18 protein-coding genes are annotated in these 20595 nt (G+C 68.0%); 6 read left to right on the forward strand and 12 right to left on the reverse strand.

The genetic code is table 11. The annotated features are described in order from the left end of the window. Nucleotides 1-18 precede the first annotated feature (18 nt). Both AC3AP7_RS00740 and AC3AP7_RS00745 read left to right on the forward strand, forming a co-directional pair. Nucleotides 19-1833, forward strand: coding sequence for an aminopeptidase P family protein (locus tag AC3AP7_RS00740; protein ID WP_475766592.1), 1815 nt, complete (start codon nucleotides 19-21; stop codon nucleotides 1831-1833). A 51-nt stretch (nucleotides 1834-1884) separates the two neighbouring features. After that, nucleotides 1885-2508, forward strand: a complete 624-nt coding sequence (locus AC3AP7_RS00745; protein WP_475766590.1) for an HAD family hydrolase — start codon at nucleotides 1885-1887, stop codon at nucleotides 2506-2508. A gap of 73 nt (nucleotides 2509-2581) precedes the next feature. Here the strand turns inward: AC3AP7_RS00745 and AC3AP7_RS00750 are convergent, their stop codons facing one another. From AC3AP7_RS00750 to ychF, 7 genes are all read right to left on the reverse strand, one after another. After that, the gene (locus tag AC3AP7_RS00750; protein ID WP_475766588.1) at nucleotides 2582-3709 is read right to left on the reverse strand and encodes a DUF748 domain-containing protein; all 1128 of its coding nucleotides are present in this window, start codon (nucleotides 3707-3709) and stop codon (nucleotides 2582-2584) included. A 16-nt stretch (nucleotides 3710-3725) separates the two neighbouring features. Continuing rightward, nucleotides 3726-5390 carry an energy-dependent translational throttle protein EttA gene (ettA, locus tag AC3AP7_RS00755; RefSeq protein WP_475766586.1) on the reverse strand — a complete coding sequence of 555 codons (1665 nt, stop codon included), beginning with the start codon at nucleotides 5388-5390 and terminating at the stop codon, nucleotides 3726-3728. Nucleotides 5391-5620: 230 nt separating this feature from the next. Further along, nucleotides 5621-6709, reverse strand: coding sequence for a sn-glycerol-3-phosphate import ATP-binding protein UgpC (locus AC3AP7_RS00760; protein ID WP_475766584.1), 1089 nt, complete (start codon nucleotides 6707-6709; stop codon nucleotides 5621-5623). A 92-nt stretch (nucleotides 6710-6801) separates the two neighbouring features. Continuing rightward, complete coding sequence (ugpE, locus tag AC3AP7_RS00765) at nucleotides 6802-7647, reverse strand: sn-glycerol-3-phosphate ABC transporter permease UgpE (RefSeq protein ID WP_475766582.1); 846 nt, start codon at nucleotides 7645-7647, stop codon at nucleotides 6802-6804. Continuing rightward, nucleotides 7644-8528, reverse strand: coding sequence for a sn-glycerol-3-phosphate ABC transporter permease UgpA (ugpA, locus tag AC3AP7_RS00770; protein WP_475766580.1), 885 nt, complete (start codon nucleotides 8526-8528; stop codon nucleotides 7644-7646). Before ugpA ends, ugpE begins: the two co-directional genes overlap by 4 nt. A 126-nt stretch (nucleotides 8529-8654) precedes the next feature. After that, nucleotides 8655-9980, reverse strand: coding sequence for a sn-glycerol-3-phosphate ABC transporter substrate-binding protein UgpB (ugpB, locus tag AC3AP7_RS00775; protein ID WP_475766578.1), 1326 nt, complete (start codon nucleotides 9978-9980; stop codon nucleotides 8655-8657). Nucleotides 9981-10420: 440 nt separating this feature from the next. Further along, nucleotides 10421-11515: a redox-regulated ATPase YchF gene (ychF, locus tag AC3AP7_RS00780; protein ID WP_475766576.1), complete on the reverse strand. Its 1095-nt coding sequence runs from the start codon at nucleotides 11513-11515 to the stop codon at nucleotides 10421-10423. A 303-nt stretch (nucleotides 11516-11818) separates the two neighbouring features. On the opposite strand from ychF, the gene AC3AP7_RS00785 reads away from it, so the two are divergent. The 4 genes from AC3AP7_RS00785 (at nucleotide 11819) to AC3AP7_RS00800 (ending at nucleotide 16504) form a co-directional block, all read left to right on the forward strand. Beyond that, entirely contained in the window at nucleotides 11819-12991 is a 1173-nt protein-coding gene (locus AC3AP7_RS00785) for a UbiH/UbiF family hydroxylase (protein WP_475766574.1), read from the forward strand. Nucleotides 12992-13100: 109 nt separating this feature from the next. After that, the gene (locus AC3AP7_RS00790; RefSeq protein ID WP_475766572.1) at nucleotides 13101-13832 is read left to right on the forward strand and encodes a DsbC family protein; all 732 of its coding nucleotides are present in this window, start codon (nucleotides 13101-13103) and stop codon (nucleotides 13830-13832) included. A 97-nt stretch (nucleotides 13833-13929) separates the two neighbouring features. Next, nucleotides 13930-15720: a M61 family metallopeptidase gene (locus AC3AP7_RS00795; protein WP_475766571.1), complete on the forward strand. Its 1791-nt coding sequence runs from the start codon at nucleotides 13930-13932 to the stop codon at nucleotides 15718-15720. 187 nt (nucleotides 15721-15907) lie between these two features. Further along, nucleotides 15908-16504 carry an FMN-dependent NADH-azoreductase gene (locus tag AC3AP7_RS00800; RefSeq protein ID WP_475766569.1) on the forward strand — a complete coding sequence of 199 codons (597 nt, stop codon included), beginning with the start codon at nucleotides 15908-15910 and terminating at the stop codon, nucleotides 16502-16504. Between the two features lie 66 nt (nucleotides 16505-16570). On the opposite strand, the gene AC3AP7_RS00805 is transcribed toward AC3AP7_RS00800, so the two are convergent. The 5 genes from AC3AP7_RS00805 to AC3AP7_RS00825 all read right to left on the reverse strand — a co-directional run bounded on the left by AC3AP7_RS00805 (nucleotide 16571) and on the right by AC3AP7_RS00825 (nucleotide 20588). Continuing rightward, complete coding sequence (locus tag AC3AP7_RS00805; RefSeq protein WP_475766567.1) at nucleotides 16571-17386, reverse strand: uracil-DNA glycosylase; 816 nt, start codon at nucleotides 17384-17386, stop codon at nucleotides 16571-16573. Nucleotides 17387-17477: 91 nt separating this feature from the next. Further along, a complete protein-coding gene (locus AC3AP7_RS00810) occupies nucleotides 17478-18104 on the reverse strand; it encodes a CYTH domain-containing protein (RefSeq protein ID WP_475766565.1) in 627 nt (208 codons plus the stop codon). Between the two features lie 33 nt (nucleotides 18105-18137). After that, a complete protein-coding gene (trpC, locus tag AC3AP7_RS00815; protein ID WP_475766563.1) occupies nucleotides 18138-18923 on the reverse strand; it encodes an indole-3-glycerol phosphate synthase TrpC in 786 nt (261 codons plus the stop codon). Nucleotides 18924-18957: 34 nt separating this feature from the next. Continuing rightward, nucleotides 18958-19986 carry an anthranilate phosphoribosyltransferase gene (gene trpD, locus AC3AP7_RS00820; protein ID WP_475766561.1) on the reverse strand — a complete coding sequence of 343 codons (1029 nt, stop codon included), beginning with the start codon at nucleotides 19984-19986 and terminating at the stop codon, nucleotides 18958-18960. A 17-nt stretch (nucleotides 19987-20003) separates the two neighbouring features. Further along, entirely contained in the window at nucleotides 20004-20588 is a 585-nt protein-coding gene (locus AC3AP7_RS00825) for an aminodeoxychorismate/anthranilate synthase component II (RefSeq protein WP_475766559.1), read from the reverse strand. Between the last annotated feature and the right edge of the window lie 7 nt (nucleotides 20589-20595).

The following is a 20595-nucleotide window of genomic DNA, read 5'->3' on the forward strand; positions in this document are numbered from 1 at the left end:
TCCTTGCAGGTGAATCCCATGAATGCCCGTCGTCCCGAGACTTCGTCCATCCCCGAGCGGATCGCGCGGCTGCGCGACGCGATGAAACGCGAAGGTCTCGCGGCCTGGCTCGCGCCGTCCGCCGACCCGCATCTGTCCGAGTATCTGCCGGGCCGCTGGCAGGCGCGCCAATGGCTGTCCGGCTTTACCGGATCGGCGGGCACGCTGGTCGTGACCGACGCTTTCGCCGGGGTCTGGACCGACAGCCGCTACTGGGAGCAGGCCGAGGCGCAACTCGCCGGCACCGGGGTCCAACTGATGAAAATGCTCGGCGGCCAGCAATCGCTGCCGCACTTCGACTGGCTTGCGCAGAACGTGCCCGCCGGGGCGAGCGTCGGGGTCGACGGCGCGGTGCTCGGCGTGGCCGCCGCGCGCGCGCTCACCCAGGCGCTCGAGCCGCGCGGCGTGCGGCTGCGCACCGACCTCGATCTGCTCGACGGTCTCTGGCCGGACCGGCCGTCGCTGCCCGCCGAGCCGGTGTTCGAGCACGCGGTGTCGTACGCGGGCGTGACGCGCGCCGACAAACTCGCCGCGGTCCGCCGCGCGATGCAGGACAAAGGCGCGCAATGGCATTTCGTGTCGACGCTCGACGACCTCGCATGGCTGCTGAACCTGCGCGGCGCCGACGTCAGCTACAACCCGGTGTTCGTCGCGCATGCGCTGATCGGGCCGCACGGTGTGTCGCTGTTCGTCGCCGAAGGCAAGGTGCCCGGTCCGCTCGCCGATGCGCTCGCGCGCGACGGCGTGCGCGTCGAGCCCTATGCGGGCGCCGCCGCCGCGCTGACGGCGCTGCCGGGCGGCGCGACGCTGCTCGTCGATCCGCGCCGGGTCACGTTCGGGCTGCTGCAGTCGGTGCCGTCGGCGGTGACGATCGTCGAGGCGGTCAATCCGTCGACGCTGCTGAAGTCGCGCAAGAGCGAAGCCGACGCCGCGCACGTGCGCGCGACGATGGAGCAGGACGGCGCGGCGCTCGCCGAATTCTTCGCGTGGTTCGAGCAGGCGCTCGGCCGCGAGACGATCACCGAGCTGACCATCGACGCCCGGCTGAGCGCTGCCCGCATGCGCCGGCCGGACTTCGTGTCGCTCAGCTTCGCGACGATCGCCGGCTTCAACGCGAACGGCGCGATGCCGCACTATCGCGCGACCCCGGAGTCGCACGCGGTGATCGAAGGCGATGGCCTGCTGCTGATCGATTCCGGCGCGCAGTATCTGGGCGGCACCACCGACATCACGCGGGTGGTGCCGGTGGGGCGTCTCGGCGACGCTCAGCGGCGCGACTGCACGCTGGTGCTGAAGGGAATGATGGCGCTCTCGCGCGCGCGGTTTCCGCGCGGCATCCGCTCGCCGATGCTCGACGCGATTGCCCGCGCGCCGATCTGGGAGGCGGGCGTCGACTACGGTCATGGGACCGGCCACGGCGTCGGCTACTTCCTGAACGTGCACGAAGGTCCGCAGGTGATCTCGCACTATGCGCCGGCCGAGCCGTGGACGGCGATGGAGGCGGGGATGATCACGTCCGTCGAGCCGGGCATCTACCGCCCCGGACAATGGGGCGTGCGCATCGAGAATCTGGTGCTGAATCGCGCGGCGGCGAGCACGGGCTTCGGCGATTTCCTCGAGTTCGAGACCCTCACGCTGTGCCCGATCGATACGCGCTGCATCGAGGTGTCGCTGCTGCGCGAGGACGAGCGCGCGTGGCTGAACGCGTATCACGCGATGGTTCGCGCGCGCGTCTCGCCGCACGTGTCGGGCGACGCGCGGGCGTGGCTCGACACCCGCACGCAAGCGCTCTGAGGCCGCACTGAAGGCTGGCTTTCCCGCCGACTTTTTCGCAAGGGAGTACGCATGAGCATCAAGGCGGTCGTGTTCGATTTCGGCGGCGTGCTGATCGACTGGAACCCCGAGTATCTGTTTCGCGAACTGATCGCCGACGCCGACGAGCGGCGCTGGTTTCTGACCCATGTGTGCTCGATGGACTGGATCGTGCGCCAGGACGGCGGTCAGCCGATCGCCGAAGGCACGGCCGAGCTCGTCGCGCGCTTCCCCGGCCACGAGCCGCTGATTCGCGCGTTCTACGCGCGCTGGCACGAGATGATCCGTGGCGTGCTGGATGAAGGCGTCGCGCTGGTCGACCAGCTCGACGCCGCGGGCGTGCCGCTGTTCGGGCTGACCAACTGGTCGGCGGAAACCTTTCCGTGGGCGTGGGAGCGCTTCGGCGTGCTGCGGCGCTTTCGCGATGTCGTCGTGTCCGGCCACGTGAAACTCGTGAAGCCGGATCCGGCGATCTTTGCCGAGATGCGGCGGCGCATCGATGCGCAATTGCCGGGCATCGCGCCGCACGAACTCGTGTTCATCGACGACAACCTGAAGAATGCCGAAGCCGCGAGCGCGCTCGGCTGGCACGGCGTGCATCATCGGTCGGCACAGCAGACCGGGGCGGCGCTGCGCGCGCTGGGGCTGCCGGTCTGAGCGGAGGGGCGGCGGCGCTCCGGGCCCCCGCCCCCGACCTGCTCACGACCCGCCCGGGCTTCCCCCGTTAGCGCTATTGGCCGAGCAGGTTCTTCAGCGCGTTGCCGAGCCCCTTCACCGTCTCGCCGGCGCCTTTCGCCACGCCTTCGACGCTCACGCCCATCGCCTGCGCGAAGCCATTGCCGATCTTCGCCAGCAGGTTCTCGTTCAACGAAAACGACGGGTCGTGCAGGTTGCCGGCGAGCACGAAGTGGACGGTCACGTTGCCGTCGCGCGACTTCAGCGCCGCGACGGCGGCGCGGGTCGGAATCGACAGGAACGTGTCGACCGGGTTGCCCGTCCCGGCGAGCTGCAGATGGTGCAGCGTCAGGGTGCCGGGCGCGTGCAGTTCGCCGTCGCGCACCGTCGAGTCGACCTTCAGATCGGCCGTGCCGCGTGCGGCGAGCGGCTGTGCGCCGGTTTTCCTGAACAGGTAGGGCGCGAGGATCGACACGTCGACGCCCTGCAGCGTCGTGGTGGTTTGCGAATCCTTGTTGGCGAGCCGGATCCAGCCGTCGAACGACACGCTTCCCGTATGCGCGGAGCTGGGGATCGCGCCGTGGGCCGCGATCTTCGTCTGGGTGTCCAGCGCGGGCAGCCGGAGATCGTCCACCTGCGCATCGGCCTGCGTGATGCGGATCCGGTACGGGGTCTTGCCGAGCGTCAGGTCGTAGAAGTCGAACTGCCCCTGGTCGAAATCGATGTGATCGATGCGCTTTTCGCTGGGCGCGGCCGCGCTGCCGCTGGCCGCCGGCGCGCCGCCCGCCGGGTGTCCGAGGCTTTGCCGCAGGTTCGGCAGGATGTGCAGCGACCCGTTGGCCTCGCGCACGACCGACATCTCGAACCCGCTCACCGTGACCGCTCGCAGGTGCAGCCGGTGCGCGAGGGCGTCGCGCACGTCGAATACGAGCGTGATCCGCTTCGCGCGCAGCGCGTCGGGCGCGGGCCACCCGGGCGGCGCCTTGAGGACTACCTCGTTCAGCTGTACCGACGTGAAGCCGACATCGATGCTTTGCGCGCTGCCGAGCGGTCCGAGCACGGCGATCACGCGCGCGCGAATCTCGCGTTGCGCGATGCCGAGCGCGACGACGGCGAGCACGACGAGCGCCAGCAGAACACCTGCGGTGACCGCTGTCGAGCGTGTGCGCGTCGAGCCCGGCATGCGTTGCTCCCTGCGCTCAGCGCGAGATCGGCTTGTAGCGCAGGCGCTTCGGCCGGGCGGCTTCCTCGCCGAGGCGGGCGCGCTTGTCCGCTTCGTATTCCTGGTAGTTGCCGTCGAAGAACGTCACCTGCGAATCGCCCTCGAATGCGAGGATGTGCGTGGCGATCCGGTCGAGGAACCAGCGATCGTGCGAAATCACCATCACGGAGCCGGCGAATTCGAGCAGCGCGTCTTCGAGCGCGCGCAGCGTTTCGACGTCGAGATCGTTCGACGGCTCGTCGAGCAGCAGCACGTTGCCGCCGGCGATCAGCGTTTTCGCGAGATGCAGACGGCCACGCTCGCCGCCGGAGAGCTGGCCGACGATCTTCTGCTGGTCTCCGCCCTTGAAGTTGAAGCGCCCGATGTACGCGCGCGACGGCGTTTCGTAGCGGCCGACCGTGAGCACGTCGGCGCCGCCGGAAATCGCCTCGAACACGCTTTTGCCGGCTTCGAGCGAATCGCGGCTCTGGTCGACGTAGGCGAGCTTGACCGTCGGCCCGGTGACGATCTCGCCCGAATCCGGCTGTTCCTTGCCGGTCAGCATGCGGAACAGCGTCGACTTGCCGGCGCCGTTCGGCCCGATGATGCCGACGATCGCACCCGGCGGCATCCGGAAGCTGAGGTTGTCGATCAGCAGGCGGTCGCCGTACGACTTGCTGACGTTCCTGAACTCGATCACTTCATTGCCGAGGCGCTCGCCCACGGGAATGAAGATTTCCTGCGTTTCGTTGCGCTTCTGGTAGTCCTGGCTGTTCAGTTCCTCGAAGCGCGCAATCCGCGCCTTCGATTTCGCCTGACGGCCCTTCGGGTTCTGCCGCACCCATTCGAGCTCCTTCTTGATCGCCTTCTGGCGCGCGGACTCGGACGCTTCTTCCTGCTTCAGACGCGCTTCCTTCTGGTCGAGCCAGCTGCTGTAGTTGCCTTTCCACGGAATGCCGTGGCCGCGATCGAGTTCGAGAATCCATTCGGCGGCGTTGTCGAGGAAGTAGCGATCGTGCGTGACCGCGACGACGGTGCCCGGAAAACGCGTGAGGAACTGTTCGAGCCATTCGACCGATTCGGCGTCGAGGTGGTTGGTCGGCTCGTCGAGCAGCAGCATGTCCGGCTTCTGGAGCAGCAGCTTGCACAGCGCGACGCGGCGCTTCTCGCCGCCCGACAGGTGCTCGATCTTCGCGTCCCACGGCGGCAGGCGTAGCGCGTCGGCGGCGATCTCGATCTGCTGCTCGGCGCTGCCGTCGCTCGTCGCGAGGATCGCTTCGTATTTGGCCTGCTCGGCGGCGAGCGCGTCGAAGTCCGCGTCCGGCTCCGCGTAGGCGGCGTAGATTTCGTCGAGCTTCTTCTGCGCATTGAACACGTCGCCCAGCCCTTCCTCGACCGTCTCGCGCACGCTCTTCTGCGGATCGAGCTGCGGCTCCTGCGGCAGATAGCCGATGTTCAGGTTCGGCATCGGCGTGGCTTCGCCCTCGATATCCTTGTCGACGCCCGCCATGATCCGGATCAGCGTGGACTTGCCCGAGCCGTTCAGGCCGAGCAGGCCGATCTTCGCGCCGGGGAAGAACGACAGCGAGATGTCTTTCAGGATCTGGCGCTTGGGCGGCACGATCTTGCCGACCCGGTTCATGGTGAAGACGTATTGAGCCATTTTGCTGGTAGAGAGAGCGTTGACGCTGCCGCCCGGGGGCAGGGCGGGCAGTCGTCGGGTGAACGGGAATCCGGTGCGTGGGCATGCCGGCCGCGGCAGGGCGCCGCGGCGGGCGACAGCGCGGTGCGCGCGGCAACAGCAGACGCCATTGTACTGCCCGGCGGCACGATGCGCGGCGCGGCGAGGCGGCGTGGCGCGCCGGCGGCAGGCACGCCGTATGCCGGACGGGGTCAGTTGGCGCGGCGGCCGCTTTCCGGGTCGAAGAAATGCAGGTGCTGCGCGGGCAGCGCCACCGGCAGCGCGCTGCCGGCAGCCGGACGGTGCCCGTGCGGCAGGCGCACGGTGATGTCGTGCTTGCCCCAGCGGCCGTGCGCGAGATTGTCCGCGCCGAGCAGCTCGCACGAATCGACGGCGAGCGTGGCGCCCGTGCCCGGTGCGCCGTCCGGGCTCATGTGCTCGGGCCGGATGCCGAGCGTCCACGCGCGGCCCGGGGCGACCTCGCGGCCGATGCACGGCACGCCCGCGAGCGGCAGGCGCGGACCGCCGTCGGCGACCTCGAAGGCCGAGCCGTCGTCCGCAAGGCGTCCCGCCAGCAGATTCATCCCCGGCGAGCCGATAAAGCCGGCGACGAACACGGTGGCCGGCCGCTCGTAGACTTCGGTCGGCGCGCCGATCTGCTCCGCGTGCCCGCGGTTCATCACGATGACGCGCTGCGCGAGCGTCATCGCTTCGACCTGATCGTGCGTCACGTACAGGCTCGTCGTGGCGAGGCGGGCGTGCAGGCGCTGGATTTCGAGCCGCATCTGCACGCGCAGCCGCGCATCGAGATTCGACAGCGGTTCGTCGAACAGGAACACCGCGGGCTCGCGCACGATCGCGCGGCCCATCGCGACACGCTGGCGCTGTCCGCCGGACAGCGCGCGCGGCTTGCGTTCGAGCAGCGCTTCGAGTTCGAGAATCTGCGCGGCCGCACGGACCCGCGCGTCGATCGCGTCGCGCGCCACGCCGGCGATCTTCAGTGCGTAGCCCATGTTCTGCGCGACGCTCATGTGCGGATAGAGCGCGTAGTTCTGGAACACCATCGCGATGTTGCGGTCTTTCGGTTCGAGCGCGTTGACGACCTTGCCGCCGATCGCAATGGTGCCCTCGGAGATGCGTTCGAGCCCGGCCACCATCCGCAGCAGCGTGGATTTGCCGCAGCCCGACGGGCCGACCATCACGACGAATTCGCCGTCGCCGATCGTCGCGTCGATGCCGTGCAGCACGAACTGCTTGCCGTCGTAGGTCTTCTTTACGTTGTCGAAACTCAGGGCTGCCATAGCGTATGCCTTCGATGACCCCGGCTGGCGGATCCGCGCGGCGGGCCGCGCCCGATGCCGGGGTGGTTGGATTCGGGCGTCGGCGCGCCGCTCTACTTTTCCGCGTCGATGAGTCCGCGCACGAACCAGCGCTGCATCGCGAGCACGACGACGAGCGGCGGCAGCATCGCAAGCAGCGTCGCTGCCATCACGAGATGCCATTCGGTCGCGGTATCGCCGGAGGCGATCATGCTTTTGATGCCCACCACCGCCGTGGTGAGCGACTGGCGGCTCGTGATCAGGATCGGCCACAGATACTGGTTCCAGCCGTAGATGAAGGTGATCACGAACAGCGCCGCGATATTCGTTTTCGACAGCGGCAGCACGATGTCCCGGAAGAAGCGCAGCGGTCCCGCGCCGTCGATGCGCGCGGCTTCCATCAGCTCGTCGGGCAGCGTCAGGAAGAACTGCCTGAACAGGAACGTCGCGGTGGCCGACGCGATCAGCGGCAACGTCAGTCCGGCGTAGGTGTTGCTCAGATGCAGCGACGAGACCACTTGCACGGTCGGGAAAATGCGCACCTCGACCGGCAGCATCAGCGTGATGAAGATCAGCCAGAACGCGGTGTTGCGCAGCGGAAAGCGGAAAAACACGATCGCGTAGGCCGAGATGATCGACACCGCGATCTTGCCGATCGCAATGGCGAGCGCCATCACGAGGCTGTTCAGCAGCATGCGGCCGAACGGGCTCGCGGCGTTGCCGGTGCCGTGCACCCACACGGTCGCGATGTTCTCGAACAGATGCGTGCTCGGCACGAGCGACAGCGGGACGGTGAATACCTCGTGCTCGTTCATCGTGGCTGCGCAGAACGCCACATATACCGGGAACACGATCAGCACGACGCCGGCGATCAGCACCGCGTGACAGAACAGGTCGAAGCCGCGACGGTTCTCGATCATGAGTATTGGACCTTACGCTCGACGAAGCGGAATTGCACGACGGTCAGCGCGATCACGATCACCATCAGCACCACCGACTGCGCGCCCGAACTGCCGATGTCGAGCCCCTGAAAGCCCTCGGCGAAGATGCGGTAGATCAGCGTGCGGGTGGCCTGCGCGGGACCGCCGCCGGTCGCGGCGTCGATCACCGGGAAGGTGTCGAAGAACGCGTAGACGAGGTTGATGACGAGCAGAAAGAACGTGGTCGGCGACAGCAGCGGCAGCGCGATGCCGAAGAAGCGTCGCACGGGACCGGCGCCGTCGATGGCGGCCGCCTCGATCAGCGAGCGCGGAATCGCCTGCAGGCCGGCATAGAAGAACAGGAAGTTGTAGCTCACCTGCTTCCAGACCGATGCGAGCACGACGAGAAACATCGCCTGTCCGGCATTGAGCGCGTGGTTCCAGACGATGCCGTATTTCGCCAGCGCGTACGTGACGAGGCCGATGCTCGGGTTGAACAGGAACGACCACAGCACTGCGGCGATCGCCGGCGCGACCGCGTATGGCCAGATCAGCAGCGTCTGGTAGGTCCGCGCGCCGCGCGTGACGCGATCCGCGCACGCGGCGAGCAGCAGCGAGATCGCCATGCCGGAGCCGGCGACGAGCGCGCAGAACACGAGCGTCGTATTGAACGACGCGAGGTAGCGCGGATCGGCGAACAACTGCCTGAAGTTGTCGAGGCCGACAAACTGGCTCGTCGTGCCGAACGCGTCCTGTGTCTGGGTGGATTGCCAGAGCGCGACACCGGCTGGCCACAGGAAGAACACCAGCGTGATCGCGAGCTGCGGGGCGACCAGCATGTAGGGCAGCACGCCGGTGCCGAAGCGGGATCGCTTTTCCATTCAAGCCTCTCGTGATGCGATGCATGGCGGCACGGCACGGATGCCCGCCGCGCGACCGCCGCACCACCGCCGTGTGCCGCTGCGGCAGCGGGCCGCGCGCCGGTGCCCGGCCCTGTGCCGGCCCGGTTAGCTACCCTGCTTCTGGAAGCGGCGCAGCAGTTCGTTACCACGCTCGACCGCGGAATCAAGCGCGGCCTTCGGCGTCTTCTTCTGCGCCCAGACCTGTTCGAGTTCCTCGTCGATCACGGTGCGGATCTGCGGCATGTAGCCAAGACGCAGGCCCCGCGTGTACGGCAGCGGCGGCTTGTTGAGCATCTGCCTGATCGCCGTTTCGCTGCCGGGGTTCTTCGCGTAGAAGCCCTGCTCGCGCGTGAGCTGGTAAGCCGCCGTCGTGACGGGCAGATAGCCGGTCTCCTGGTGCCACCTGGCGGCCACCTGGGGCGAGCTCAGGTACGCGAGAAACTTCGCGACGCCCTTGTAGACGTTCGGGTCCTTGCCGGCGAGCACCCACAGGCTCGCGCCCCCGATGATCGCATTCTGCGGCGCACCCTTGATGCTGGGGTCGTACGGCATCATGCCGGTGCCGAAGCTGAACTTCGCGTACTTGGCGATGTTCGCAAGCGAGCCCGACGAGTTCGTGATGATGCCGCATTCGCCGCTATAGAACTTCGACACCACTTCGTCCTTGCGGCCCACGTACGTGAAGCTGCCTTCCTTCGCCATATCCTGCAGGAACTGGATGTGCGCGATCTGCTGCGGCTTGTTGAATTCGAGCACCGCGTCGGTGCCGTCGAAGCCGTTGTTCTCGCTGGCAAAGGGCAGGCCGTGCCATGCGCTGTAGTTCTCCAGCTGGATCCAGCTTTGCCAGCCGGTCGAAAAGCCGCATGGCATGCCGGAGGCGCGCAGCTTCTGCGCGTCCGCGCGCACCTCGGCCCACGTGCGCGGCGGCTGGTTCGGATCGAGCCCGGCCTTCCTGAATGCGTCCTTGTTGTAGTAGAGCACCGGCGTCGAACTGTTGAACGGCATCGCCATCAGCTCGCCGGTTTTCGCGTCGCTGTAATAGCTCGCGATGGTCGGCACGAAGTCCTTCACGTCCAGCGGCACACCGGCCTGCCTGAATACTTCGGAGACCGGAATCACGGCCTTTTTCGCCTGGATCATCGTGGCCGTGCCGACTTCGTAGACCTGCAGGATCGCCGGCGCGTTGCCGCTGCGATACGCGGCGATGCCTGCGGCGAGCGTCTGGTCGTAGGTGCCCTTGAAAACCGGAACGATCCGGTAGTCGCTTTGCGACGCGTTGAAGTCCTTGACGATCTGGTTCAGCTGCTCGCCGAGCGCGGACTCCATCGCGTGCCAGAACGGGATGTCGGTGGTGGCCTGCGCGGACGGGCTGATACCCACGGCCAGCAGTACCGCCGCGGCGAGCGAACGGAACAGGGGCTTGCAATTCATCGATAGTCTCCTTTAGCGGGAAGGCGCGCAGCCTCGAAGATGCGCGATTCTAGTTATGCTCGATGACAGTTAAGCGTCAGACGTTCTGTTTTACTGACGATCCATAAGCCGGCGGTGATAGATGCGCCGCGCGACAGGTGCCGGAACGCGCAATGTAACACCGGCGGTGCGGAAACTGAAGGGCGGCGGGAACGGGGCTGGAGCGGGACGTCCCGCTCGCGCCGGGCGCTTCCGGGGTGCGTCCGCGGACCCGTTGTGTGTGCAACCAACGTGCGGGAGTGCCGGCGGTGCGGGTTGCGTGCGCGGTTTCGCGGTCGTCGGGAGTGGCGGGGAGCAACGGGAGAGTGTCAGCAAAAAGCAGAAGGCCCGCCGGTGGCGGGCCTTCCGGCGCTCGGCGGGAGCGGGCCCGGTGCTGCGAAAACGCAGCGCCGGCGCTGCCGTCAGACGTTGAACAGGAAGTTCATCACATCGCCGTCGTGCACCACGTACTCCTTGCCTTCGGCGCGCATCTTGCCCGCCTCCTTCGCACCCTGCTCGCCCTTGAAGGTCACGTAGTCGTCGAACGAGATGGTTTGCGCGCGGATGAAGCCGCGCTCGAAGTCCGTGTGGATCACGCCCGCCGCCTGCGGCGCCGTATCGCCGATGTGGATCGTCCACGCGCGCACTTCCTTCACGCCCGCGGTGAAGTACGTCTGCAGGCCGAGCAGCTTGAAACCCGCGCGGATCACGCGGTTCAGGCCCGGCTCCTCCATGCCGAGGTCGGCGAGGAACACTTCCTTGTCGGCGTCGTCGAGATCGGCGATCTCCGCTTCGATCGCCGCGCACACGGCGACCACCGGCGCGCTCTCCGCCTGCGCGTACTGGCGCACCGCATCCAGATGCGGATTGTTCTCGAAGCCGTTTTCCTTGACGTTGGCGACGTACATCGTCGGCTTCGCGGTGATCAGGCAGAACGGCTTGATGAGCGCCTGTTCTTCGTCCGACAGCGTGAGCGCGCGGACCGGCTTCGCCTGGTCGAGCTGTGCGCGGACCTTGTCGAGCACCGCGGCCAGCTTCACGGCCTCCTTGTCGTTGCCGGATTTCGCCGCTTTCGCGTAGCGCGAAAGCGCTTTTTCGACGGTCGCGAGGTCGGCGAGCGCGAGTTCGGTGTTGATCACCTCGATGTCCGACAGCGGGTCGACCTTGCCCGCGACGTGCACGACGTTTTCGTCCTCGAAGCAGCGCACGACGTGCGTAATCGCATCGGTTTCGCGGATGTTCGCGAGAAACTGGTTGCCGAGCCCTTCACCCTTGCTCGCGCCCGCGACGAGACCCGCGATGTCGACGAACTCCACGACTGCCGGCACCACGCGTTCCGGCTTGACGATCCCGGCGAGCGCCGTGAGCCGCGCATCCGGCACCTCGACGATGCCGACGTTCGGCTCGATCGTGCAGAACGGGTAGTTTTCGGCGGCGATGCCGGCCTTGGTCAGCGCGTTGAACAGGGTGGACTTGCCGACGTTGGGCAAGCCGACGATGCCGCATTTGAGGCTCATGGCGTATCTCTGGAAAGCGGGGGTTACGTGCAGCGGGGCCGCGGCGCGGGGCCGGACCGTGTGCGGCGGCCAGCGCGGCACGCCGGGACGGCGGGCGTGAAGCACCCAAAACCGCCATTGTAACCTTGTCCGCTGCCGCCTTCGCGCGGGGCGCGTGCGGTGCGGCTCCCCGCCGGCGCTGCCGCGGCGGGGCCCACGGGCGCCGCGCCGCGCGCTCGACGGAGCCGTCGCGAGACGGTCGCGGCGCCGCCCCGGCGCGCCCGCCAGCCCGGCCGTGCGGGCCCGCGCGGCTATAATGCGAGCATGACTGCTCATCATCAGACCTTTGATGTCGCTGTGATCGGCGGCGGCCTCGTCGGCAAGACCGCGGCGCTCGCGCTGACCCAGGGCGGGCTGCGCGTCGCGCTGCTCGCGCAGCCGTGCGCGCCGCTGCCGGCCGGCGCGGCGTTCGACGCACGGGTCTACGCGCTGTCTGCCAGCTCGCAGGCGCTGCTCGAACGGCTGCGGGTCTGGCAGGCGCTCGACACGGCGCGGCTCGGTCCCGTCTACGACATGCGCGTGTACGGCGACGCGCACGCCGAACTGCATTTCTCCGCGTTTCAGGCGTCGGTGCCGCAGCTCGCGTGGATCGCCGAATCGTCGCTGATCGAGCGCGCGCTCGATGCCGCGTTGCGCTTCCAGCCCGGTCTCGAATGGTTCGACACGCGCGCGCAGGCGCTCGAACTGACGCCGGGCGGCGCAACGCTCGGCCTCGCGAGCGGCAAGATGCTCGAGGCGGACCTGGTCGTCGGCGCGGACGGCGCGCACTCGTGGGTGCGCGCGCAGATCGGCTCGACGGTCGAGCGCCGCGACTACCGGCAGGTCGGCGTGGTCGCCAATTTCAAGGCGGCGAAGCCGCACGGCGAGACCGCGTATCAATGGTTCCGGGACGGCGAAATCGTCGCGCTGTTGCCGTTGCCGGGCCCCTGCGTGTCGCTCGTGTGGTCGGCCGAGGCCGGCCACGCGGAACGGCTGCTCGCGCTCGATCCGGCGCAGCTTGCCGCCGAGGTCGAGCAGGCGAGCGGCGGCCTGCTCGGCGCGCTCGAATGCGTGACGCCCGCGTGCGGTTTTCCGCTCGCGCTGCAGACGGTCGACCGTCTGGTCGCGCCGCGCGTCGCGCTGGTCGGCGATGCCGCGCATCTGATCCATCCGCTCGCCGGCCAGGGGATGAATCTCGGGCTGCGCGACGTCGCGGCGCTGGCGGCGACGATCGCCGCCAAGGAAGCCTTCCGCGATCTGGGCGACCGCGTGCTGCTGCGCCGCTACGAGCGGGCGCGCCGCGAAGACATCCGGGCGCTGATGGTCGCCACCGACGGGCTGCAGCGGCTCTTCGCGGCGCCCGGCACGCTCGCGCGCGTGCTGCGCAACACCGGCATGGCGTTCGTCGGCGCGCAGCCGCTCGTCAAGCGCTGGCTGGTCACGGCGGCGCTCGGCTAGCCGGGCCGGCGCGCCGCCGCCGGGTATCATGGTCGGCGCGACGGCTGGCCGCAGGCAGTGTGCTGACGCGCGTGGCGCGTCGTCATGAAACACAGGGGATTCATCCGTTATGAAAAATCGTATCCGTATTGCCGCGCTCGCTCTGGCCGCGGTATTCGTCTCGCTCGGCTGCTCCGCGCAGGCCGACCCGGTCACCGACAAGCTGAAGGCGACGCTGCAGGCGCGTCTCGGCGACGACGCCACGGTGAAGAGCGTCGCGAAGTCGCCGATCGCGGGGCTCTACGAGGTCAATCTCGGCCGGCAGATCGTCTATAGCGACGCGTCGGGCAATTACCTCGTGTTCGGCGACATCATCGACGTGAAAACGCGTCGCAACCTGACCGAAGCGCGTCAGGCGGAGCTGAACCGGATCGACTTCGCGAGCCTGCCGCTCGCCGACGCGGTCAAGGTCGTCAAGGGCAACGGCAGCCGCAAGATGGCCGTGTTCTCGGATCCGAACTGCCCGTATTGCAAGCAGCTCGAGAACACGCTGAAGTCGATCAGCAACGTCACCGTGTACACGTTCCTGTACCCGGTGCTCACGCCCGATTCGTCCGTGAAGGCGAAGTCGATCTGGTGCTCGCCGGATCGCGCGAAGGCCTGGGAGGCGTGGATGCAGGATCACAAGGCGCCCACCGCGCCCGGCACCTGCGACACCGCCGCGATCGACAAGAATCTGACGCTCGGCCGCGCGATGAACGTGGACGGCACGCCCACGGTGTTTCTCGCCGACGGCACGCGCCTGCCGGGCGCGGTGCCCGCCGACCAGCTCGACAAGGCCTTGTCGTCCGCCGTCCGCTAGTGTCACGCCGTTTCTGACGCTGTTTCCCGCGGGAGATGCCGGGCGTCTCCCGCGACGTCCGGGCCGCCCGCGTCCTCCTTCTTTTCCGTCGCAGCCGATGAAGCCGATCCGCTACAGCATCGTCCCGAAGCAACCCGCCGCTCACCTTTTCGAAGTCACGGTCACGGTGGACGAGCCGGATCCGTCCGGACAGCGTTTCATGCTGCCGGTCTGGATTCCGGGCAGCTACATGGTGCGCGAGTTCGCGCGCAACATCGTGACGTTGCGCGCGCTCAACGAGGCCGGGCGCAAGGTGCGCATCGAGAAGACCGACAAGCACACGTGGCAGGCCGCGCCGCTCAGCGGGCCGCTCACGCTGCGCTACGAGGTCTATGCGTGGGATCTGTCGGTGCGCGCCGCGCATCTGGACGATACGACCGGCTTTTTCAATGGCGCAAGCGTGTTTCTCGCGGCGCTCGGTCATGAAGACGCGCCGTGCACGGTCGATATCCTGAAGCCCGCCGGGCCGGGCTATCGCGACTGGCGGGTCGCAACCGCATTGCCGGAGGCGCGCGGCACGAAGCGCTACGGCTTCGGCACCTACGCCGCGCGGAATTACGACGAGCTGATCGACCATCCGGTGACGCTCGGCCGATTCGCGCTCGCAACCTTCAACGCACATGGCGTGCCGCACGATGTCGTGATCGCCGGCCGCGTCGTGTCGCTCGACATCGCGCGTCTCGTATCGGACCTGAAGCGGATCTGCGAAGCGCAGATCGCGCTGTTCGAGCCGAAGTCGAAGAAGTCGCCCGTCGAACGCTACGTCTTCATGACCCAGGCCGTGAGCGACGGCTACGGCGGTCTCGAACACCGCGCGTCGACCGCGCTGATCTGCAACCGCACCGATCTGCCCGTGCTCGGCCGGCCGCAAACCACCGAGGGGTACCGGACCTACCTCGGTTTGTGCAGTCACGAGTACTTCCACACCTGGAACGTGAAGCGCATCAAGCCGGCCGCGTTCGCGCCGTACGACCTGACCTGCGAGAACTACACGTCGCTGCTGTGGCTGTTCGAGGGGTTCACGTCCTACTACGACGACCTGATGCTCGCGCGCTGCGGGCTGATCACGCGCGACGAGTACCTGGCGATGCTCGGCAAGACGCTGGGCGCCGTGCAGCGCGGCAGCGGCCGTCTGAAGCAGACGGTCGCGCAAAGCTCGTTCGATGCATGGATCAAGTACTACCGGCAGGACGAGAATGCGCCGAACGCGATCGTCAGCTACTACACGAAGGGCTCGCTCGTTGCGCTCGCGTTCGATCTCGCGATTCGCGCCCACACCGGCGGCCGCAAGTCGCTCGACGACGTGATGCGGCTGCTGTGGCAGCGCTTCGGGCGCGATTTCTACCGCGGCCAGCCGCAGGGTGTGGCGGAGCAGGACGTCGAGGCGCTGTTCGCCGAGGCGACCGGCGTCGACCTGGGAGCGCTTTTCGAGCATGCGGTGCACGGCACGCGCGACCTGCCGCTTGCGACGCTGCTGCAACCGTTCGGCATCGCGCTCGCGCCCGAGTTCGACCGCGGCGCGAAGCCGTCGCTCGGCGCACGCGTGCGCGGCGGCGCCGACTGCACGCTGGCCGCGGTGCACGAGGGCAGCGCGGCGCAAAAGGCCGGCTTGTCGGCCGGCGACGTGCTGGTCGCCCTTGACGGCCTGCGCGTGAGCGCGGCCAACCTCGATACGCTGCTGGCGCGTTATCAGCCGGGCGCGAAGGTCGAGATCCACGCGTTTCGCCGCGACGAGCTGCGCACCGTGCGGGTCCGGCTCGACGGGCCGGAGGTGGTGCGCTACGCGCTCAATGTGACCGGCAACCAGGCGGCGGTGCGCCGTCTGCGCGAGCGCTGGCTGGCGGGTTGATTGGCGGGTTGATTGGCGGGCTGACCGCGGCAAGGGCGTCGGGGGCCGGGCGTGGCCGGAGCCCGACAACGGCGATTGTTCTGCTGATGCAACAATCCGTCGCTGCGGGATGGCTTTTTCGGTGCGGGGTAAAAAAACACAATGCCCTCACTCGCGCGATACCGCGCGCCCCACACTGGAGCCACCCATGACCACGATCCTGCAAATCAACTCGGCCGCCCGCTCGCAAGGCGCGAACTCGACGCTGCTCGTCAATGAGCTGACGGCGAAACTGCAACAATCGAATCCCGGTGCGCAAGTTGTCGCCCGCAACCTGCAGGCGGACCCGCTGCCGCACCTCGACGACGCGATCCTCGGCGCGTTCTTCACGCCGGCGGATAAGCGCACGGCGGAGCAGGCCGCCATCGCCGCGCGCAGCGACGCGCTGATCGCGGAACTGCAGGCGGCGGAGATCGTCGTGATCGGCGCGCCGATGTACAACTTCGGCGTGTCGTCGCAACTCAAGACGTATTTCGACTTCATCGCGCGCGCCGGGATCACGTTCCGCTATACCGAGAACGGTCCGGAAGGCCTCGTGAAGGGCAAGAAGGTGTATGTCGTGTCGGCGCGCGGCGGCAAGTACGCGGGCACGGCCCACGATAGCCAGACGCCGTACCTGAAGAGCTTCCTCGGCTTCCTCGGCATGACGGACGTGAGCTTCATCTATGCGGAAGGCCTGAACATGGGGCCGGACGCCGCCAGCGCCGCGCTCGCGGCCGCACGCGAAGCGATCGCGGCAGCGTAACGCGCCGCCCGCGGCAGCGGGCAGCGGGCAGCGGCCGCGCCTGCCGCCGCGCCCGCCGCGCTGTTTTCAGGGCTGTTCGGGCAGGCGCCAGTCGATCGGCGCGCGGTGATGCGCTTTCAGGTAGTCGTTCGCGAGCGCGAAGTGCCCGCAGCCCAGAAAGCCGCGATGCGCCGAGAGCGGCGACGGATGCGGCGCTTCGAGCACGTAATGCGCGTGACCGCCGAGCAGTGCGCGCTTGGCCTGCGCGTGCGCACCCCACAGCATGAAGACGAGGCCGTCGCGGCGCGTCGCGAGTGCGTGGATGAGCGTGTCGGTGCACTTTTCCCAGCCGCGCTTCGCGTGACTGGCCGCTTCGTTGCGCTCGACGGTCAGCACCGTGTTCAGCAGCAGCACGCCTTGCCTCGCCCATGCGTCGAGGCACCCGTGGCGCGGCGGCGGGTAGCCGAGGCTTGCCGCGATTTCCTTGAAGATGTTGCGCAACGACGGCGGCGGCCGCACCGACGGCGGCACCGAGAACGCGAGCCCGTGCGCTTGCGGCGTGCCGCGGTCTTCGCTGTGATACGGATCCTGGCCGAGGATCACGACCTTGACGTCGTCGGGAGACGTCAGGTGCAGCGCCCGAAACACGTCGGCCGGATAGACGGTCTTGCCTGCCGCGCGCTCGCCGTCCACGAAGCGGCATAGCGGCGCGTACGCGTCGCTGTCGATGAAGGGGTTCAGGTAGGCGCGCCACGCGGGCGGCAGCGCGTCGAATTGCGCTTCGAGCGACGGCGGCGAGGTGTCCTGAGTCGGCGGCGCGGGTGTGCGGGTCGTCGCAGCGGCGTCGTCGCCGAACAGCGACGCCTGCGATGCAGCAGGGCGGGAGCGGGCAGCAGAGTTCATGACGCGCAAGTGTCGCAGCAAATACGCCTTTGCTCAAGGCGCGCGGGCGTCGTGCGGCCGCCTGCGCTCGACTGCGTACGCGCTCACGCGCTTACACGGCGCGCAACTGATAGCCGCGCTGTGCCTTGCTGATATTGTCGGGCACGAGCCCCGGTACCTGCGCGCGCAGTTCGCCGGCGAACGCGTGCAGCGCGGCCTCGTCACCCTGCAGCAGTTCCAGTTCGACTTCGAGGATCGGTGTGCGGCGTACCGCGCCGTTCACGTCGGCATGGACTTCGCCCTGATCGATCGCGGCCTCGATCGTCGCGCCTTCGTGTGCGATCCGCCACAGCGTGCGCGTGAAGTCGGTCCGGAACAGCTCGATCAGATTCGCCGACGCGCCGCGCAGCGCGGCCGCGACGGTCGGTTCGTCGCAGGCGCGCAGCAGCGCGTCGATGTCGAGCGCGTCGCCCGCGACCGGCAGTTCCCATTCGTGCCGGCTGTGCATGCCCGCGACCGCCACGCCGGCGGTCTTGAAGGTCTGCAGCCAGCCGTCCGGCGTGCGGCGCAGGCGCAGCGCGCTTTTCGAGCGGGCCAGCGTCAGCGCCGGTGTGTCGAAGTAGCGGTTCGACAGCGCAATTGCACGCCCCTCGGCGCCGGCGCGCGCAGCGAGCCAGCGTGTGGCGGCGCCGAGCTGCCCCGCGGGCAGCGTCAGCTTGATTTCACGTTCGATACCCATGGCAGGTGGCCTTCGGTGCGTGTGCGGCGGCGCTCAGAAAAACATCTGTTCGAGCGCGACGCCGGGTTCCTCGGCGCGCATGAACGCCTCGCCCACGAGGAACGTGTGCACGTGATGCGCGCGCATGCGTTCGACGTCCGCGCGCGACAGGATGCCCGACTCCGTGACGACGATGCGCCCATCCGGGATCTGGTCGAGCATGCCGAGCGTCGTGTCCAGCGACGTCTCGAAGGTGCGCAGATTGCGGTTGTTGATGCCGATGAGCGGGGTGTCCAGCGTCAGCGCCTCGGCGAGCTCGTCGGCGTCGTGTACCTCGACGAGCACCGCGAGCCCGAGCGAGTGCGCAAGCGCTTCGAGGTCGCGCATCTGCGCGGTTTCGAGCGCCGCGGCGATCAGCAGGACCGCATCGGCCCCCATCGCCCGCGCCTCGACGACCTGGTACGGGTCGATGATGAAGTCCTTGCGGATCACCGGCAGCGCGCACGCGGCGCGCGCCTGCTGGAGGTACGCGACGCTGCCCTGGAAAAACTGCACGTCGGTGAGCACCGACAGGCAGGCCGCGCCGTGGTGCGCATACGAGCGCGCAATCTCGGCGGGAACGAAGTGTTCGCGCAGCACGCCCTTGGACGGACTGGCCTTCTTTACTTCGGCGATTACCGCCGCCTTGCCGGCCGCGTGCTTCGCGCGCAGTGCGCCGACGAAGTCGCGCCGCTCGCGGGTCGCGGCCTCGGCACGCAGCGCGTCGAGCGGGCGCGCCGCCTGGGCGGCGCGAACCTCTTCGCGCTTGACGTCGATAATGCGTTGAAGGATGTCGCTCATAGAATTCCCGATACAGAAGTCAATGCATGAATGGCTAGGCGAATTGCTGCGTGAAGCGCGCGAGCTCGTCGACCTTCGCGCGTGCCGTGCCGCTCGCGATCGCCTCGCGTGCGAGCCCGATGCCGTCGGCGATCGACGGGGCGACGTTTGCGGCATACAGCGCCGTGCCGGCGTTCAGCGTGACGATTTCGCGCGCGACACCCGGCTTGTTGCCGAGCGCGTCGAGCAGCATCGCCTTCGATTCGTTCGCGTCGGCCACTTTCAGCGAGCGGTTCGACACCATCTGCATGCCGAAGTCTTCCGGATGAATCTCGTACTCGCGCACTTCGCCGTTGCGCAGCTCGCCGACGAGCGTGGCCGCGCCGAGCGAGACCTCGTCCATGCCGTCCATTCCGTAGACGACGAGCACGTGCGAGGCGCCGAGGCGCTGCATCACGCGCACCTGGATGCCGACGAGATCGGGATGAAACACGCCCATGAGCTGGTTCGGCGCGTCGGCGGGATTGGTGAGCGGGCCGAGGATGTTGAAGATCGTGCGCACGCCGAGCTCGCGGCGCACCGGCGCGATGTTCTTCATCGCCGGATGGTGGTTCGGCGCGAACATGAAGCCCATGCCGGTTTCCGCGATCGACGCGGCGACCTGCTCCGGCTGCAGGTTGATGTTCACGCCGAGCGCCTCGAGCACGTCCGCGCTGCCCGATTTGCTCGATACGCTGCGCCCGCCGTGCTTGGCGACCTTCGCACCGGCGGCCGCGGCGACGAACATCGTGGCGGTGGAGATGTTGAAGGTGTTCGCGCCGTCGCCGCCGGTGCCGACGATGTCGACGAAGTTCGAGTTGTCGGGCACTTCCACGTGCCGCGCGAACTCGCGCATCACGGTGGCGGCGGCGGCGATTTCGCCGATCGTTTCCTTCTTCACGCGCAGGCCGGTGATGATCGACGCAGCCATCACCGGCGACAGTTCGCCGCGCATGATGAGCCGCATCAGGTGCAGCATTTCGTCGTGAAAGATTTCGCGGTGCTCGATCGTGCGCTGCAGCGCCTCCTGGGGGGTAATCGACATGATCGTTCCTCGGCGGCTCAGGCGGGATGCGCGACGCGCGACTGCTTCAGGAAGTTTTCGAGCAGCGCGTGACCGTGTTCGGACAGGATCGCTTCCGGATGGAACTGCACGCCCTCGACCGCGAGCGTCTTGTGACGCACACCCATGATTTCGCCGTCGTCGGTCCACGCGGAGACGGCGAGGCAGTCGGGCAGCGACTCGCGCTCGATCGCGAGCGAGTGATAGCGCGTGACCGTGAAATGCTTCGGCAGATCGGCGAAGACGCCCTGGCCGTCGGTTTCGATCTGGCTCACCTTGCCGTGCATGATGGTTTTCGCGCGCACGACGCGGCCGCCGAACGCTTCGCCGATCGCCTGATGGCCGAGGCAGACGCCGAGGATCGGCACCTTGCCGGCAAACGTGCGCAGCACGTCGAGGGTCACACCCGCATGCTGCGGGTTGCTCGGTCCGGGCGACAGGCAGATGCGCTCGGGCGCGAGCTTCGCGATCTCGTCGAGCGCGATTTCGTCGTTGCGAAAAGTCCGCACGTCCTCGCCGAGTTCGCCGAAGTACTGGACCAGGTTATAGGTGAACGAGTCGTAGTTGTCGATCATCAGCAGCATGGTCTGT

The organism is Paraburkholderia sp. PAMB 6770 (genome assembly GCF_057748135.1).

Excerpts from the sequence above, each read along its gene's own strand:
- AC3AP7_RS00740 (WP_475766592.1), top strand. The coding sequence starts at position 19 with ATGAATGCCCGTCGTCCCGAGACTTCGTCCATCCCCGAGCGGATCGCG.
- AC3AP7_RS00745 (WP_475766590.1), top strand. The coding sequence starts at position 1,885 with ATGAGCATCAAGGCGGTCGTGTTCGATTTCGGCGGCGTGCTGATCGAC.
- AC3AP7_RS00750 (WP_475766588.1), bottom strand. The coding sequence starts at position 3,709 with ATGCCGGGCTCGACGCGCACACGCTCGACAGCGGTCACCGCAGGTGTT.
- ettA (WP_475766586.1), bottom strand. The coding sequence starts at position 5,390 with ATGGCTCAATACGTCTTCACCATGAACCGGGTCGGCAAGATCGTGCCG.
- AC3AP7_RS00760 (WP_475766584.1), bottom strand. The coding sequence starts at position 6,709 with ATGGCAGCCCTGAGTTTCGACAACGTAAAGAAGACCTACGACGGCAAG.
- ugpE (WP_475766582.1), bottom strand. The coding sequence starts at position 7,647 with ATGATCGAGAACCGTCGCGGCTTCGACCTGTTCTGTCACGCGGTGCTG.
- ugpA (WP_475766580.1), bottom strand. The coding sequence starts at position 8,528 with ATGGAAAAGCGATCCCGCTTCGGCACCGGCGTGCTGCCCTACATGCTG.
- ugpB (WP_475766578.1), bottom strand. The coding sequence starts at position 9,980 with ATGAATTGCAAGCCCCTGTTCCGTTCGCTCGCCGCGGCGGTACTGCTG.
- ychF (WP_475766576.1), bottom strand. The coding sequence starts at position 11,515 with ATGAGCCTCAAATGCGGCATCGTCGGCTTGCCCAACGTCGGCAAGTCC.
- AC3AP7_RS00785 (WP_475766574.1), top strand. The coding sequence starts at position 11,819 with ATGACTGCTCATCATCAGACCTTTGATGTCGCTGTGATCGGCGGCGGC.
- AC3AP7_RS00790 (WP_475766572.1), top strand. The coding sequence starts at position 13,101 with ATGAAAAATCGTATCCGTATTGCCGCGCTCGCTCTGGCCGCGGTATTC.
- AC3AP7_RS00795 (WP_475766571.1), top strand. The coding sequence starts at position 13,930 with ATGAAGCCGATCCGCTACAGCATCGTCCCGAAGCAACCCGCCGCTCAC.
- AC3AP7_RS00800 (WP_475766569.1), top strand. The coding sequence starts at position 15,908 with ATGACCACGATCCTGCAAATCAACTCGGCCGCCCGCTCGCAAGGCGCG.
- AC3AP7_RS00805 (WP_475766567.1), bottom strand. The coding sequence starts at position 17,386 with ATGAACTCTGCTGCCCGCTCCCGCCCTGCTGCATCGCAGGCGTCGCTG.
- AC3AP7_RS00810 (WP_475766565.1), bottom strand. The coding sequence starts at position 18,104 with ATGGGTATCGAACGTGAAATCAAGCTGACGCTGCCCGCGGGGCAGCTC.
- trpC (WP_475766563.1), bottom strand. The coding sequence starts at position 18,923 with ATGAGCGACATCCTTCAACGCATTATCGACGTCAAGCGCGAAGAGGTT.
- trpD (WP_475766561.1), bottom strand. The coding sequence starts at position 19,986 with ATGTCGATTACCCCCCAGGAGGCGCTGCAGCGCACGATCGAGCACCGC.
- AC3AP7_RS00825 (WP_475766559.1), bottom strand. The coding sequence starts at position 20,588 with ATGCTGCTGATGATCGACAACTACGACTCGTTCACCTATAACCTGGTC.